Annotated in this window: 15 protein-coding genes, 1 tRNA gene and 1 pseudogene; 10 read left to right on the top strand and 7 right to left on the bottom strand. The window is 69.9% G+C overall.

What is annotated here, in order from left to right; genetic code table 11:
• Nucleotides 1-1022: pseudogene (locus tag OJ997_RS29430) on the top strand (hypothetical protein); the annotation flags it as partial.
• Here OJ997_RS29430 and OJ997_RS29425 read toward each other — a convergent pair.
• The gene (locus tag OJ997_RS29425) at nucleotides 1023-1838 is read right to left on the bottom strand and encodes a M55 family metallopeptidase (RefSeq protein ID WP_270028926.1); all 816 of its coding nucleotides are present in this window, start codon (nucleotides 1836-1838) and stop codon (nucleotides 1023-1025) included.
• A 53-nt stretch (nucleotides 1839-1891) separates the two neighbouring features.
• Between OJ997_RS29425 and OJ997_RS29420 the strand changes: the two genes are divergently transcribed.
• Together OJ997_RS29420 and OJ997_RS29415 are read left to right on the top strand one after the other, a co-directional pair.
• Nucleotides 1892-3268 carry a zinc-ribbon domain-containing protein gene (locus OJ997_RS29420; protein WP_270028925.1) on the top strand — a complete coding sequence of 459 codons (1377 nt, stop codon included), beginning with the start codon at nucleotides 1892-1894 and terminating at the stop codon, nucleotides 3266-3268.
• 75 nt (nucleotides 3269-3343) lie between these two features.
• Entirely contained in the window at nucleotides 3344-4537 is a 1194-nt protein-coding gene (locus tag OJ997_RS29415; RefSeq protein WP_270028924.1) for an HD domain-containing phosphohydrolase, read from the top strand.
• A gap of 20 nt (nucleotides 4538-4557) precedes the next feature.
• Here OJ997_RS29415 and OJ997_RS29410 read toward each other — a convergent pair whose 3' ends face one another.
• From OJ997_RS29410 to OJ997_RS29400, 3 genes are all read right to left on the bottom strand, one after another.
• On the bottom strand, nucleotides 4558-4827 hold the full coding sequence (locus tag OJ997_RS29410; RefSeq protein ID WP_270028923.1) for a helix-turn-helix domain-containing protein: 270 nt from the start codon (nucleotides 4825-4827) through the stop codon (nucleotides 4558-4560).
• 186 nt (nucleotides 4828-5013) lie between these two features.
• The gene (locus OJ997_RS29405; protein WP_270028922.1) at nucleotides 5014-5439 is read right to left on the bottom strand and encodes a type II toxin-antitoxin system RelE/ParE family toxin; all 426 of its coding nucleotides are present in this window, start codon (nucleotides 5437-5439) and stop codon (nucleotides 5014-5016) included.
• A 454-nt stretch (nucleotides 5440-5893) separates the two neighbouring features.
• Nucleotides 5894-6364 carry a hypothetical protein gene (locus OJ997_RS29400; RefSeq protein ID WP_270028921.1) on the bottom strand — a complete coding sequence of 157 codons (471 nt, stop codon included), beginning with the start codon at nucleotides 6362-6364 and terminating at the stop codon, nucleotides 5894-5896.
• A 594-nt stretch (nucleotides 6365-6958) separates the two neighbouring features.
• Between OJ997_RS29400 and OJ997_RS29395 the strand changes: the two genes are divergently transcribed.
• Complete coding sequence (locus tag OJ997_RS29395) at nucleotides 6959-7099, top strand: hypothetical protein (protein WP_270028920.1); 141 nt, start codon at nucleotides 6959-6961, stop codon at nucleotides 7097-7099.
• Nucleotides 7100-7382: 283 nt separating this feature from the next.
• Here the strand turns inward: OJ997_RS29395 and OJ997_RS29390 are convergent, their stop codons facing one another.
• The 3 genes from OJ997_RS29390 to OJ997_RS29380 all read right to left on the bottom strand — a co-directional run bounded on the left by OJ997_RS29390 (nucleotide 7383) and on the right by OJ997_RS29380 (nucleotide 9438).
• On the bottom strand, nucleotides 7383-7958 hold the full coding sequence (locus tag OJ997_RS29390) for a hypothetical protein (RefSeq protein ID WP_270028919.1): 576 nt from the start codon (nucleotides 7956-7958) through the stop codon (nucleotides 7383-7385).
• 3 nt (nucleotides 7959-7961) lie between these two features.
• Nucleotides 7962-8552: a hypothetical protein gene (locus tag OJ997_RS29385; protein WP_270028918.1), complete on the bottom strand. Its 591-nt coding sequence runs from the start codon at nucleotides 8550-8552 to the stop codon at nucleotides 7962-7964.
• Between the two features lie 813 nt (nucleotides 8553-9365).
• Nucleotides 9366-9438, bottom strand: a tRNA-Arg gene (locus tag OJ997_RS29380).
• A 27-nt stretch (nucleotides 9439-9465) separates the two neighbouring features.
• On the opposite strand from OJ997_RS29380, the gene OJ997_RS29375 reads away from it, so the two are divergent.
• The 6 genes from OJ997_RS29375 to OJ997_RS29350 are packed head-to-tail and all read left to right on the top strand — an operon-like array spanning nucleotide 9466 to nucleotide 15066.
• The gene (locus OJ997_RS29375; protein WP_270028917.1) at nucleotides 9466-9948 is read left to right on the top strand and encodes a metallophosphoesterase family protein; all 483 of its coding nucleotides are present in this window, start codon (nucleotides 9466-9468) and stop codon (nucleotides 9946-9948) included.
• A gap of 18 nt (nucleotides 9949-9966) precedes the next feature.
• Nucleotides 9967-10533, top strand: a complete 567-nt coding sequence (locus OJ997_RS29370; RefSeq protein WP_270028916.1) for a winged helix-turn-helix domain-containing protein — start codon at nucleotides 9967-9969, stop codon at nucleotides 10531-10533.
• The gene (locus OJ997_RS29365) at nucleotides 10530-11813 is read left to right on the top strand and encodes an MFS transporter (protein ID WP_270028915.1); all 1284 of its coding nucleotides are present in this window, start codon (nucleotides 10530-10532) and stop codon (nucleotides 11811-11813) included. The genes OJ997_RS29370 and OJ997_RS29365 overlap by 4 nt, the downstream gene beginning before the upstream one ends.
• A complete protein-coding gene (locus OJ997_RS29360; protein WP_270028914.1) occupies nucleotides 11699-13243 on the top strand; it encodes a circularly permuted type 2 ATP-grasp protein in 1545 nt (514 codons plus the stop codon). Before OJ997_RS29365 ends, OJ997_RS29360 begins: the two co-directional genes overlap by 115 nt.
• A gap of 3 nt (nucleotides 13244-13246) precedes the next feature.
• Complete coding sequence (locus OJ997_RS29355) at nucleotides 13247-14203, top strand: alpha-E domain-containing protein (RefSeq protein WP_270028913.1); 957 nt, start codon at nucleotides 13247-13249, stop codon at nucleotides 14201-14203.
• Nucleotides 14200-15066: a transglutaminase family protein gene (locus OJ997_RS29350; protein WP_270028912.1), complete on the top strand. Its 867-nt coding sequence runs from the start codon at nucleotides 14200-14202 to the stop codon at nucleotides 15064-15066. The genes OJ997_RS29355 and OJ997_RS29350 overlap by 4 nt, the downstream gene beginning before the upstream one ends.
• The last annotated feature ends 11 nt before the right edge of the window (nucleotides 15067-15077 follow it).

Here is a 15077-nt window from a genome sequence, read left to right as displayed (position 1 = left end):
CCGCTCCGCCCGCCGGGCAGCCCGCGCCGGCCACCGGCGGCCGCATCTCCACGCCGGCGCGCGCCACGCCCACCCCGACGCCGACGCCGACGCCGCCGGCCAAGCCGTGCGCGAACGGCGCCGACGACGACAACGACGGCCAGACCGACCTCGAGGATCCCGGCTGCGCCGACGGCAACGACGCGTCCGAGACCGGCGAGGTGCCGGTGGGGCAGGAGTGCGTCGAGAACCACTCGGGCATCGGCATGGGCGACAGCACGACCGGCCTCGGTGCGGGCATCAACCGCTGCGGCCTCTTCACGAAGGTCCGGATCGACGCGGCGCCCGGCGTGCAGTCCTGCGAGATCTTCACGGGCGGCACCGGGTGGACGTGCGGTCCCTCCGGCAAGTACGGCGTCGCGACCGGACCCGCCGTCGAGATCGCGGACGTCAACCTCACGCTCACCGGGCCGGCCGACTGCAACCGCAAGGTCACGATCGCGCTCTACCGCCCCAACGGCGAGGTCGCCGAGCTCTACGGGCCGATCGCGCGCTGCAAGACCGGCGGCGGTACTGAGAAGGCCGCGTGCGAGAACGGCAAGGACGACGACGGCGACGGCATGATCGACGACCACTTCGCCGACGGCGCGCTCGACCCCGACCCGGGCTGCACGTCGACCACGGACACGTCCGAGAGCTCCGAGACACCCGCCCCGGCGTCCTGCAAGATCGAGCTGGGCGTCTGGAACGAGGACGGCGACATCGCGGGCGCGACGGCCGAGGGCTGCGGCGGGCTGCGCGGCTTCTGGTACCACGCGCCGGGCACCGTCACCGAGTGCGGGCACAAGTTCGGCGCCGGCGCGCTGCTCGACTGCCAGAAGGTGCGCGAGACCGGCGGCACGATGTTCGACGGCCTCGTGTTCGACAAGCTCTCGGTCTACACGGCGCTCGACAAGGTCGCCGACTGCCGGCCGATGACGCTGACGCTGATCCGCGAGGACTTCTCGGTCTGGTTCAAGCGCGCCCGCCTCGAGGGCTGCTGATCAGCGCGTGAGGTAGATCGCCCGCCAGGCTTCCCACCACGTGCCCGCGGTCGCCTCGAGTGTCCGCGGGCCGGTGACGGTCACGTCCGGGCGGTTGCGGTACGGGTCGGCCTGGTCGGCGGTGTTGAGCTCGACCGTGATCGTGCAGGGTGCTCCGGGTTCGTAGACCGGGGCGCCCGTCATGTCCTTCAACGCCGCGCGTGACGCCTGCTCGATCGCCTCGCGAGCTCGCGCGGGGGAGTGGTGGCGGGCGCTGAAGCGGCCGAGCCCGGTCTTCACCGCGAGCGTGTGCAGGCCGGGGCCGAGCAGCGCGGCGGACTCGGCGCAGACCACGTCGTCGCCCGTCACGAGCGCGACCGGCGTGCCCCAGGTGCCGCACAGCGCGGCGTTGATGCCGACCTCGCCGACCTCGACGCCGTTGAAGAACAGCGCGTGCCAGTTGGTGGAGCTGACCGTGTGCGAGAGCACGCCGCGCTCGGCGCCCGCCATCGCGTGCTGGCCGATGAAGAGCGCGGCGTCGCAGCCCTGCTCCAGGAAGCCGGTGTACTCGGTCCAGCGGTGTTGGACCACGAAGTCGGCACGCGGGTCCAGCCGGTCGGGCACGAGGCTGTTGAAGGAGCGGTCACCGCCCGCGCCGTGGCAGTCCATCACGACCACGTCGGTCGCCCCGGCGGCGAACGCGCCGCGCACGGCGGCGTTGAGCTCCTCGGTGTACAGGAGCCGCCCTTCCTCGTAGCCGGGCCGGTCGGCCATGACCTGATCCCAGCGGCAGATCCCGGCCACGCCCTCCATGTCGCTGATGACGAAGATGCGCATCCGGCGGGCGCAAGTGATACCCATAAGCCGCCCGTGAGGCAAATGGGAACCTTTTGACCGACGACATCTTCTGCCCCAACTGCGGCGCGCGTCTGAACCCACGGGCGCTGTCGTGCTCCTTCTGCGGGGCGCGGCTCGACGAGTTCGAGATCGACGATGCCGAGGACCGGCCCGCGCCGACCTTCCCGACGGCGGCGGTGCTCCAGGCCGTCCCGGTCCCGCAGGCGCCGCCGGAGCCGGCTCCAGCTCCAGAGGGGCTCGTGCGGGCCGGGATGATCGCCGCGGGGATCGCGGGCGCGGTCGCGGCGGGCGTCGTGCTCGTGGCCGGCCTGCTGATCGCGATCGTCGCGCCCGACGTGTCGTTGATCGGCAGCGTCGGTGCCTCCGAGTCGTTGCTCGTCGAGACGTTCCGGCAGGCCATCGGGACGTTGCTCGCGCCGATGGTCGACCTGAGCGACTCCTTGCTGGCCGGCAGCCGCCGCGTGCACCCCTTGATCCTGCTCGCGATCCCGATCACGGCGCTCGCGTTAGCGGTCCGCTGGCAGATCCACCGCACGGAAGGCGCCCCGCCGCTCACCCGGCTCGCGTGGGCGCTGCTCGTCGCGGTCCCGTTCGGCGTGCTCATGCTCATGTTCGCGCTGCTCAGCTACGGGAACGACGGCTCGGTGGTGTCGCCCTCGCCGGGCAACACGTTCGCGCTCGGCGTGCTCTGGGGCCTGATCGGCGGCTTGATCGGCGCCGCGACGACGCTCCCGCTGAAGGAGCTGGTGACCGTGCCGCCGGGCGTCGCGCGCGTGCTCCGCGCGGCCGTCGCCACGCTGTGGCCGCTCGCCGCCGTGGTCGCGATCGCCACGGTGCTCGGCGTCGTCGGCTGGCTCGTGCAGGTCGGCGCCGACGCCGGCGGCGTGCGCGAAGGTCGCGGCACCGCCACCGCGCTGATCGAGGAGGCCTTCTACGCGCCCGAGCACGGCGTCCAGCTCACGGCACTCGGGGCCGGCACCCTGTTCCGCCCGGACGGCACCGGCGGGCTCGGCCTGCCGTTCCCGGTCGACGATCCCAACAGCATCCCGGGCACGGACGGCGCGTTCCGGATCTTCTCCTACGGCGACGCGCTCCCCGCGTACGTCTTTCTGCCGGCAGTGGTCCTACTCCTCGGGCTGAACCTGCTCGCCGCGCTGTACGCCGGCTTCGCGGCCGCGCGCGCCGTGGGCGCCGACCGGCCCGGCACCGCCGCGGCCTGGGGCGCGCTGGTCGGCCCGGTGTGGGCGCTCACGATGGTGGCCGCCGTCGTCCTCGCCGGCGGCCTCCTGCACGGCGACGCGGGGGACGGTTCCGTGTTCGGGATCTACCTGGTCGGCGGCGCGCTGCTCGGAGCGGGCGGCGGCGCGCTGTCCGCGGCTCAGTCCGGGCGGGCCTCCGCCTCGTCCTGACCGAGCGGCCAGGCGCCACGACCACCCGGGTGCTGCCGCATCGCTCGAACACCGAGGGTTACAGTCGTCGCGACCATGGAGAGTGCGTCCCATCTCCACCGGATGAGCTGTCATTGCACCGCAATTGCGGGCAGGATGGGGCTCGACGCTGAGCTCATCGGTGCCGCCAGCCGCCTGCACGATGTCGGCATGGACAACATCGCTCAGCGTGCCGCGCCGCTCACCGCGGCTGAGCGCGACCAGGTCGAGGACCATCCGCGCGTGGGTCACGCGATGCTCAGCGGCTCCGGCGTCCCGTCGTTCGAGATGGCCGCGAAGATCGCGCTCACCCACCACGAGCGCTTCGACGGTGACGGCTACCCGCAGGGCCTGAGCGGCAACAAGATCCCGATCGCGGGCAGGATCGCGGCGGTCGCCGATACGTTCGACGCGCTCACCACCGACCGCGTCTATCGCCTCGCGGGCACGGTCGACGACGCCGTCGCGACGATGCGGTCCGAGCGCGGCCGGCAGTTCGACCCGACCGTGCTGGACGCGTTCCTCGACGGGCTGGACGACGCCGTCAAGGTGCTCGTGCTGCACCCGGCCCGCGCCAGCGCCCCGCAGGTCGAGGAGACCTTCCTCACGCTCCAGGCCGCGGCCGACACGTTGCGGATCAGCCCGAGCCGCCTGCGCCGCTGGTCGGACGAGGGCCGGATCGACACCCTGCGCACGCCCGGCGGCCACCGCCGCTTCCCGCTCGACGGCGTCCGCCGCCTCGCGGACGAGATCGGCGTGCAGCCGGTCGTGCGCCCGGTCGACGCCCCGCAGGGTCCGGTGCCGGTCCTCGCCGACACGCTCCGCGGCCACGGGCCGAAGCTCGCCGCCGCGGCCGCCCAGTCGATCTACCGCAACGGCCCGGTCGGCTGGTTCGGCCTCCCGGCGGCCGGCGAGACGATGGAGACGTGGCTCACCGCGCTCGTCGACGGGTGCGAGCGCGGACAGTACCCGGCCGTCGAAGCCGCCACTGACGCCCTCATGCGCCAGGCCCACGCCCACGCGGCGACACTGCTCGAGCGGCACATGTTCCTCGACCGCTTCAGCCAGCTGACCATGCGCCTCGTGCTTCGCGCGGAGCCGGACGCGGAGGAGTTCGGCAAGGCGCGGCGGCTGTTCAGCTCCATCGAGCAACACCAGCTCGACGTGACGCGCCCGGCAGGATTCGAACCTGCGACCTCGCGCTCCGGAGCACAGAACCGAGCGCACGATCGGCGCCCAAGCCCGCTGTAGCGCCCAGCGCGACGACGATCTCAGGTCACCGCGGCGATCTGACGGACGTCCGACTCGACAGCGACCTCGGCGGGCTCATCATCGAACCCCACCACGAGATGGGTGTTAAACGCTTCAGCGAGGCGGGCGAGGGTCTGGACGCTTGTGGCGTGCTGTCCGCTTTCAATTCGCGAGATCACGGAATGACTCGTGCCCATCTGCTCTGCCAGCTGCTGCTGTGTCCAGCCAGCGTTCATGCGTCGCGCGATGACCATGCGGGCGATGCGCTCGAACGGCGCGAGCTTGTGCATCTCCGCCTGATAGGCAGGATTGCGACCGCGGCGAGACGCCTGTCCGTGGACAGCGCCGACGGGCGAGGCTGGCACCTGCTTGTGAGACATCAGGGCTCCGGGGGTTGAGTTGGCGCCAACTGGGCGATCTGTCGTTCTGTGTCGGCCGCCCGACGCCAGGAGTTTAGCGAAATCGCTAAGCCGCGTCTACGGAGCGTCGTGCCCAGCAGCTCGAGGCGGAGTCCGCGGATCGGCATTCATCCGTGAGCGGAAGTCATCCCACCGCTCGTTCGCAATGCCGATCTCGACCCGCGGAATCTTCCCCGAGTCCTTGCGAAACATGTGCAGCAGAACGAACAGATTGTCCGAGCGCCGGTACAGCACTCGAAACAGCTGATTGCCAAAATGACAGCGGAGCTCGCGGAGCGGGCCGTCGACCTGTGAGCTGTGGGGAAACGGCAGCGGCGGAGCCCCCGGGGTCAGGCCGTTCAGGCGATCGATCTGCATATCAAGGGTCGCCTGCATGCGCGGGTCCGTCAGCCCTTCGAGAAAGTCGTTGACCGGCTCTCGCCCATCAGCTTCCCGGTAGTAAACAGCCTGCGTCGTCACATTGACGATCTTACGTAGCTTCATGGAGCGCAGCCTGGACAGCTGTGCGGCCCAGGGTCGTCCCCGCCCCTGCGTGCAGTAGATCGCCACGCTCGGCCGACAGCGGTTCGCTCAGTGACTCAGCTTGCCCCCTAGTGCCGTGCGGGACCGCTCGGCCGCGTGGTCGGTCTTCGCCCATATGTCGGACGCATCGACTGCATCGCGACACTGCCGCACCCGCACCTGCACCGGGCACAATGGCGTCGGCGGTCGGCAATTACAGACCGGCAGGCACCCCACAGACCACGAACGCGCCCGGCAGGATCTGAACTGCGACCTCGCGCTCCGGAGGCATCCGTTCGGTAACGCGCTAGATAGGGCTTCACGGCGACGTAGAGCCAAACGATGCGGGAACCGGACAGCCTCATAGGGCGCGATCTGGTTCGCTTAGGCTTGGCTTGGGCGCAAGGTGATGCCGCCTGCTCCCAAACGAACGCGATCAGCCCACGAGGTTCGAGGCCGCGGAGAGGACGACGCCCACCAGGAACAGCCCGGTGCCCAGCCAGCGACGGCCCAGGCCCGACACGAGCTGATCCGCAAGCACGCCTCGGAGCTCGCGTTCACGCTGATCGCTTTCGTCGACGACGCGTCGCGAGAGTTCTTCCATGTCGGCGCCAAGTCGATCCTCGAGCGTCTGAAATTGTTGCCCAAGGCCTTCGATATGCCGGACAAACGCTTCTCGGAGCTGGCGTGCGTCATCGGCTGCGCCGTAACTCGCGATCGAACGACGCACGCCAGATACCCACCGGCCCTCTTCGGTTCGCTTCGGAATGACCGGCTTCGGCGCTTGGAGAACTTCGAGAGCGGCACGCCGGGCATCTCTGGCATCGAGGATCACCAGCGATAGACCGATGATCTCGCAGCCGGCACCAGCGAGGGTGAGTATCCACTTGGCTGCTTCGGCGTCCATCTTGTGAACTTTGGCGCTGATCGCGGACGTGACTCTCGACCACAAATCGTCTCGGCTAACGGAACGTCTCGACTGACGGGTACGGTCGTGTCGTCGTCCTTCCCGCCCGATCCTGGCGGGCGTTGCGATCTACGTGTCGATCCGAAGCCTCTCTATATCTCGGAGGTGGGCTTTCGGTGGTCCTGGACAGGTTGCGTCCGGACGGACCGTTACACAATTTTCGGGTGCACCAGATTGTCGCTGATGCCTGTGCATCAATCCGGGGTGCATGCAGATTCGTGCGATCATCGCCTCGCTGGCGATTCAGGACGACGACCGTGGGCCAGGTAACTTGGTCATCGGCCCTCGCCCGGATGCGACGCTCGCAGCCGACTCCCGTCAACCTGCGCGGGTACATCACGGTTGACGTCGACCAGTCGGGTGCACGCTCTTCGCCCGGCCAGCGCGTCGCTCGACCACCATCCGAACCGTCCCGCCGACGGGAATCACACCGCGCCCGCCGAGGCCACCGTCGCATCGCCCGGATCGCAAGCCTGGCGTATGACGACTCCGGACACGTAGGCCCAGCACCAGATCCTCTCGCCGCGTGGGCGCATGACGTCCGCCACGGCAGTCGAGACCTTCGTCCGCAACGAACTCGGCGACCAGCACACGGCAGTCCTGATCCGCAACAGGACCCGCATCCTGCTGGCCGTCGGCAGCAACTTCGCGACACTCAGCGAGATCAGCCGCTAGCTGACGATCGAGAATGTGCGCCTTCCGGTCCCGCTTGGCGGCTGGGTCGGGAGCACACCCTCAACGAAGCGCGGGGCGCCGACGAGGAGCGTCTCGACGATTCGGCGAGGACTCGGAGTTTCGCGAGGCGGTCACCGCGGCGTTGTGCGACGCGTTCGCTGTGGGCTGGACTGCGGGTGGCGATCGGCAACAGGCGGAGCAGCCAAGGCCAGGAGTGGCGTGCACGTCGACGTCGAGGAGTACACGGCGACGTTGCGGGCCGTCGTGCCCTGGGCGGCAACGGTCAAGCGGGTTGATCGAGCGGTCCGAGACGGACTATTTCTTGGTCAATGACAGCGACCGCGTCCTGGATGGCCTTGATCATGAAGTCGAATTCGTCGGCAGCGGCGCTCGGAATGCCGTCCGGCATGTGGGTCCGTTGAACGTCGGCATCGACGAGGGCGTGTAGAGCGATGGCGATGAGGTCCCAGCCGTGCGGGTTGAACCAGGTAGCAACGAGCGTCTGCTCTTCGCGTCCGAACTCGATTCGAACGGTATGCCGTTGAGGCCACCACTGGGATCTCTGCTTCGAGACGTTCAGCGTGACGAGTGCGTGCTCCAGGTCGATGCGGAGCGAGCGCGCTGTGCCGCGAACTCGGCGCTTTTCGGCCGCTTCGTCCTGTTGGCGTCGCCGGTTATCCCGTTCATCGTCAATGGATGCTCGTTTCGTTTCTACGGCGAACAGTGTCTTGCGCGTCAGTAGTCCGCCGACGACGACGCCGAGGACGGCGCCCAGAAACGTGGCTCCCGGGGTGATGAGCTGAGACGCGTTGAAGCCGGACTCTTGAACGAGTCGGAAGGTGATGTCGCCGGCGAACAAGGCTCAACTGCCGCCGGCGCTATCCGTCAGCCGCTCGAGCGCGTCCCGGTATCGGGCCCGGATCTCTTTCCGCTGTTCGGGGCTGGCGTTGTCAAGCAGCCGGTTCAGGAACGCCTGGTCGGCCTTGCGCATGTCCGTGGCCGCGGCGTCGATGTCGCCGAGCAAGTCGTTCTCAAGGGCCTCATCGCGCAGCGTCGAGTCGTCTTCGAAGTAGGCGACCCAGCGGTCGAAGGAACCGACCAGCTCGCGTGTGGTGGTGACGTAGTCCTGCAGCGTGGTGCGCAGGTCGGAGTTGTCGAGGTCGAGGGTCTTGTCGTCGGCCTGGTCGAGTTTGGGCGCCGTGGCGTCGATCGCCGACCGAGCGCCGGTGATGTTCTCGGCGGTGAGCTCGGCTTGGATCGTCGCGATGTCGGTGCTGAGGGACTGCAGCGACGTGCTGACGCTCTGGACGGCTTGCATGTCGCCTTCGGTCAGGCCGCCAAAGCTCTTCTCGACGGGGTTGCTGCCTCCGCAGCCGACGAGCAGGAGCGTGCAGAAAACGGCGACCAGGACTCTCATGGCGGCGAGCATCGCGAGGAGCCGCGTGACCGTCAAGTGAAGCCTGATCGGTTGGGCAGGTCAGATCGTCGGGGAAGCGCTCGTTCCCGAGTTCGATGGGCAGATATCCAGGATCTCGCTTGCTCGGGCGATGGCGCGGACGAGTCGAGCCGCTCCCCACCCGGCACGGCTAATCGCTCGCTCGACAGGGATGTCCGGCGCGCTCCGGTTGGGTCGAGCCGGTCGATGGTCATCGCATCAACCAAAAGCTCAGGGCGACCAGCGTGGGACTGGTGATCGCCCACACGTTGACCGCGTAGACGTGAGGCATGTCGCTGTCGCCGATCTCTTTGAGCCGGGGGTGTGCGACTCGTATGGTGCGCCACTCGTCACAGACCGCGGCGAGCCACACGGGGCGCTGTCCAACCTGTGCGAGTGACTCCGGGAAGCTGTCGCTCTTCGTCAGGTCACTCACTCGTGCGCGAGTGATGTCTCAGCGCCGTACGAGGTCGCCGGCATTGACGAGTCCGCCGGCGGCGTGGATGCGTTGGCGAAGATCCTCGATCACGGGCTACGGCACACCTACGCATCGATCCTGATCGCGCTCGGCACGACCCGCGGTACGTCATGGCGCAGATCGGCCACACCGATCCGGGTGTTCACGCTCAGGCTCTACACGCACGGGATAGAGCGCCAGGACAACGATCAGCAACGCTTGCAGCAGCTCGTTGACGGCCTCGACGTGACACCCACTGACGTCACCGGATCAGGAACAAGTAGGAGCAACTCGGCGTTCACGCCCCACACCAGTCGATGGCCACGTGATCCCGAGAACGAGAAAACCCGCCGTTACCAGCGGGTCTTCACCTACGCGCCCGGCAGGATTCGAACCTGCGACCTCGCGCTCCGGAGGCGCGCGCTCTATCCACTGAGCTACGGGCGCTCGGGGCTGGGTAGCTTAGCGGCCGCCGTGCTGCTCGCGGTCATCTCCGACACCCACATGCCGCGCGGTGCGCGGCGGCTTCCGGTCGAGCATCTGGTCGGCGTCGACGCGATCCTGCACGCGGGGGATCTGATGGAGCGCTCGGTGCTGGAGGAGCTCCAGGGGATCGGGCCGCCGGTGCACGCGGTCCAGGGGAACGTGGACGACGCGTGGCTGCGGGCGCGGCTGCCGCTGCAGCGCACCCTGGAGTTCGCGGGGGTGCGGATCGGGATGGTGCACGACGCCGGGCCCACGAAGGGGAGGCTCGCGCGGCTGCGGCGCCGCTTCCCGGACGAGGACGCGGTGATCTTCGGGCACAGCCACATCCCGCTGCACGAGGTGGACGCGGACGGGTTCCAGATCTTCAACCCGGGCAGCGCGACGGACCGTCGGCGGCAGCCGGTGCACACGATGGGGTTCGCCCGGATCGAGGATCGAAAGCTCACTTTCGACTTGCTGGAGCTCGTATAGAAAGCTATCTTTCGAAACATGCCTTTCGACAGGATGCCCGAGGTCACCGATCCGAAGGCGATGCGCGCGCTCGCGCACCCGGTGAGGATCGCCCTCCTGGAGGCGCTCACGGTCCACGGGCAGCTGACCGCGACCGAGGCCGGCGAGATCGTGGGGGAGAGCCCGGCGAACGCGTCATTCCACCTGCGGCAGCTGGCCAAGTACGGGTATGTCGAAGAGGCCGAGGGCGGCACCGGGCGGCGCCGGCCGTGGAAGCGCAAGTACCTCGGGATGAGCTTCAGCGAGGTCCATGAGGACCCGGAGACCGCGAACGCCGCCCGCGAGCTGAGCCGGACGATGACGCAGCGCTACCTGGCGCGCGCGGAGCGGGGCCTGGAGGAGAACCGCTCGCACCCGGCGGACTGGCGCAACGCCCTCGGCTGGAACCAGATGGGCCTGTTCCTCACGGCGGAGGAGCTCGACCAGCTCAATCAGGAAGTGATCCAGCTGATGCTCGAGCGGTTCGGCGAGCGCCGGATCCGCACCGAGACCACCCCCGAGGGCGCCGAGCGCGTGGAGCTGCTGACGTTCGCGTACCGCGTATGAGGCGGCTGCTCGCGCACCGCGACGCGCGGCTGTTCCTGATCGGCCAGTCGCTCAGCCTGCTCGGCGACACGGCGCTGTGGCTCGCGCTCGGCCTGTGGGTGAAGGAGCTGACGGGCTCGAGCTCCGCCGCGGGCCTGGTGTTCCTGTGCATCGTCGCGCCGGGCCTGCTGTCTCCGCTGGGCGGCCTGCTCGTCGACCGGATGCGCCGGCGCACGCTGCTGATCGTCGTCAACCCGCTGACGGCGCTGGCCGTGCTGCCCCTGCTGCTGGTCAAGGACGCGAGCGACGTGTGGCTGATCTACGTCGTCGCGACGCTGTACGGCACCTCGTACGTGGTGCTCGCGGCGGGCCAGTCGGCGCTGCTCACCACGCTGCTCCCAGCGGACCTGCTGCCGTCCGCCAACGCGACCCTGCAGACCGTCCGCGAGGGCCTGCGGTTCGTCGCGCCGGTCGCGGGCGCGGGGCTCTACACGGTCGCGGGCGGCGGCGCGGTCGCGATCCTCGACGCCACGACGTTCCTGCTGGCGACCGGCGCGCTGCTCGCGCTCAAGCTGCGCGAGCCCAGGCCGCAGCCGGACCCGACGCACTGGGTTCGAGCGACCGCCGCCGGCGCGCGCCACATCGGCGGCGTGCCCGAGCTCAAGCGACTGGTGCTCGGCAGCGCGCTGTGCATGCTCGTGATCGGCTTCGGCGAGACGGTGATCTTCGAGCTGCCGCGCGCGCTGGGCAAACCCGACTCCTTCTACGGCGTGCTGATGGCGATCGGCGGGATCGGCGCGATCACCGGCGCGCTGACGGCCACGCGGGTGATGGCGCGCCGGGGCGAGACCGCGCTCACCGCGCTCGGCATCACGATCTTCGCGATCGGCTGCCTGCTGATGATGGACAGCTACGCGGCCGTGATCCTGACGGGCAAGGTGCTGTTCAACTTCGGCATCCCGTGGATGTTCATCGGCATGGTCACGCTGCTCCAGCGCTCCACGCCCGGTCCGCTGCAGGGTCGCGCGTTCGCGGCGAGCGAGTTCGCGCTCGGCCTGCCGCAGACGCTCGGGATCGCGCTCGGCGCCGGCCTGGTGGCCCTGTTGGACTACCGGCTTCTACTGCTGGTCCAAGCCGCGGTCACGGGGGCCACAGGGGTCTATCTCCTGATTAGGATGCGCGGATCGTGGCGGCCCTGGAGCATGATTTCTACGACGAGCTGGTCGATGCTGACGGCCAGGCGCGCCCACACGCGCGGACGCTCGTGGCCGCGCTGGAGGCGCTCGGGCCCGAGGCGCTGACGCAGGCCGGCCAGCGCCGCGACGCGATCTTCATGCAGCAGGGGATCACGTTCGACGCGGGCGGCCCCGGCAGCGGCGCGGTGAGGGACCGACCGTTCCCGCTGGACCTCGTGCCGCGGATCATCCCCGCCGACGAGTGGAACCAGATCAAGCGCGGGCTGGCGCAGCGGATCCGCGCGCTCAACCACTTCGTCGACGACGTCTACCACGCGCGCGAGATCATCCACGACGGCAAGGTGCCGTGGCAGCTGGTCGTCTCCCGCCCGGCCTTCGCCCGCGCCGCCCACGGCATCCGCCCGCCCGGCGGCGTGTATTGCCACGTGAGCGGCTGCGACCTCGTGCGGGATGCGAACGGCGCCTGGAAGGTGCTCGAGGACAACGTCCGCACACCGTCCGGCATCTCGTACGTCCTCGAGAACCGGCGCGCGATGACACGGCTGCTGCCGGCGCTGTTCGAGCACTACCGCGTGCGGCCGGTCGACCACTACCCGGCGCTTCTCAGGACCGCGCTGGAGGAGGTCGCGCCGACCGGCGGGGAGGAGGAGGCGACCGTCGTCGTCTGGACGCCCGGCCCGTACAACTCCGCCTACTTCGAGCACGCGTTCCTCGCGCGCCAGATGGGCGTGGAGCTCGTGGAGGCGTCCGACCTCGTCGTGCGCGACAGCGTCTGCCACATCCGCACGACCCGCGGCCTGCAGCGCGTCCACGCGATCTACCGCCGGATCGACGACGACTTCATGGACCCGCTCGAGTTCCGGCCCGACTCCGTGCTCGGCGTCCCGGGCCTGATGCGGGCCTACCGGGCGGGCAGCGTCGCGATCGTCAACGCGGTCGGCACGGGCGTCGCCGACGACAAGGCGATCTACCACTACGTGCCCGAGATGATCCGGTACTACCTGGGCGAGGAGCCGATCGTCGAGAACGTCCCGACCTACCTGATGAGCGACCGCGAGCAGCGCGCGTGGGTGCTCGAGCGGCTCGACCAGGTCGTGGTCAAGCCGACGTCCGAGTCGGGCGGCAAGGGCGTGTTCATCGGGCCGAGTGCGTCCGACGAGGAGATCGCCGCCCAGGCCGCGGAGATCAAGCGCGAGCCCGAGCGCTGGATCGCGCAGGACCTCGTGAAGCTCTCGACCGTGCCGACCGCGCAGCCGGACGGCGGCCTCGCCGCGCGCCACGTGGACCTGCGCCCGTTCGCCGTGTTCGGCGACGACATCCGGATCGTGCCCGGCGGCCTCACGCGCGTTGCGCTGCGCGAGGGGTCGATGATCGTGAACTCCAGCCAGGGCGGCGGGTCCAAGGACACGTGGGTGCTCGAGGCCGACGACACCCCGATGCCGCACCCCGCGCCGCACGCGTGGTCCTCGCCGCGGATGCCGGAGCTCCCGATGGGCGGCAGCTGGTCCTCCCAACAACAGCAGCAACAGCAATAGGCCTTGCTCGCCCGCATCGCCCACGAGCTCTATTGGATCGGCCGCCAGCTCGCGCGCGCCGAGCACACGAGCCGCATGCTCGACGGCGTCTTCCACGCCGACCTGCAGGGCCGCCCGGACGACCCCGCCGGCGTCCGGCTGTCGTGGGACGCGCTGCTGACGATCGTCTCCGGCGAGCCGCCCGACGACGCCGCCTCGCGCGACCAGGTGCTGCGCCTGCTCACGCTCGACCCCGAGCACCCGACCAGCGTCCTGAACTGCGTCACGCGCGCCCGCGAGGGCGCGCGCACCGTGCGGGACGTCTTCTCCGGCGAGATGTGGGAGACGATCAACACCTTCCACCTCGGCTTGCTCCAGCGCAACGTGTCCGCCGCCCTGCAGACCGGCCCGTATTCGGTCTACGCCTACGTGCGCGAACGCTGCGGGCAGTTCTGGGGCGTGACCGGGCGAACGATGCTGCGCGACGAGGCGTACGCGTTCCTGCAGGCGGGCGCGGCGATCGAGTCGGCCGACATGGTCCTGCGGATGCTGCGCGTGGCGCTGCCGCTCGGCGGGGAGGGCGCGGAGGCGCACCTGCGCGACGGCCAGGCGCTCGCGCTGCTGCAGGCCGTGGGCGGGTTCCAGGCCTACCGGCGCGCGGTCCCGGCGCCGCCCAACGCCGGCCCGGTCGCGCGCTTCCTGCTCTTCGAGCGCGACTACCCGGACTCCGTCGCGTTCTCGATCGAGGCGCTGCACAACGCGCTCACCGCCGCCGACCCCGCCTACCGCGACTCGCCGGCGGTGCTGCGGCTCTCGCGGATGGTCGCCGACCTGGACTTCCAGGCCCGCTCGGCGGAGATCGACGGCGGTCTGGGCGACATGCTCGAGGACGTCCAGTTCGAGCTCGCGCGCGTGCATTCCGACGTGGCCCAGCGCTACTTTGGCGGTGCCGTGCAGCCCGTCGCCGCGCCCCTCGCATGAACTTCGCGATCCGCTACCTGACCGAGTACCGGTACGAGTCGCCGGTCACGGACAACCTCAACGCGCTGCGCGTGAAGCCCGCGACGATGGCCACGCAGAGCGTCGAGGACTTCGTGGTGCGCGTGGATCCCGAGGCGCGCCTGAACCGCCACCTGGACTACTTCGGCACGCAGGTGATCGAGTTCGGGATCTCGCGCCCGCACGACCACCTCTCGATCGACGTCCGCGCCCGCGTGCAGACCAGCACGCCCGCCGAGCCGCTCGACACGGACTGGGAGGCGATCGAGGACCGCGCCTACGACGCCGCGGCCGGCGAGTTCGTGCTGCCCGTCGGCCCGGAGCCCGACCACCTGATCCTCGACGAGCTCGTCGGCGACACGCGCGGGGAGTCGCCGCTGGCGACGCTGCGCCGCATGGTCGAGGTGATCCCGGACCGGTTCGAGTACCGCGCGGGCGTGACCTATGTCGGCTCGACGGTCGGCGACCTGCTCGCGGCGGGCGCCGGCGTCTGCCAGGACTTCGCGCACCTCGCGCTGCTGCTCCTGCGCCGGCACGGGATCGGCGCCCGCTACGTCTCCGGCTACCTGTGGGCGCCTTCGACCGACGACGAGGCGAGCGCGGAGGTCGAGACGCACGCGTGGATCGAGGCGCTGCTCCCGAACGGCTCCGGCGGGCTGACGTGGATCGCCGCCGACCCGACCAACCGGACGCTCGGCGGCGAGTCGCACGTGAAGATCGGCCACGGCCGCCAGTACGCGGACGTCCCGCCGATCAAGGGCGTCTACCGCGGCGCCGCGGGGTCGAGCCTGTCGGCGTCGGTGCGGATGACCCGCAGCGACGTCACGCCGATCAGCAGCCCTTGACAGCGCTGATC

The organism is Solirubrobacter phytolaccae, assembly GCF_027587195.1.
In the GTDB taxonomy this organism is placed as follows: domain Bacteria; phylum Actinomycetota; class Thermoleophilia; order Solirubrobacterales; family Solirubrobacteraceae; genus Solirubrobacter; species Solirubrobacter phytolaccae.
The sequence above is the reverse complement of the archived record's forward strand: the minus strand, read 5'-3'. Positions and strand labels throughout refer to the sequence as shown.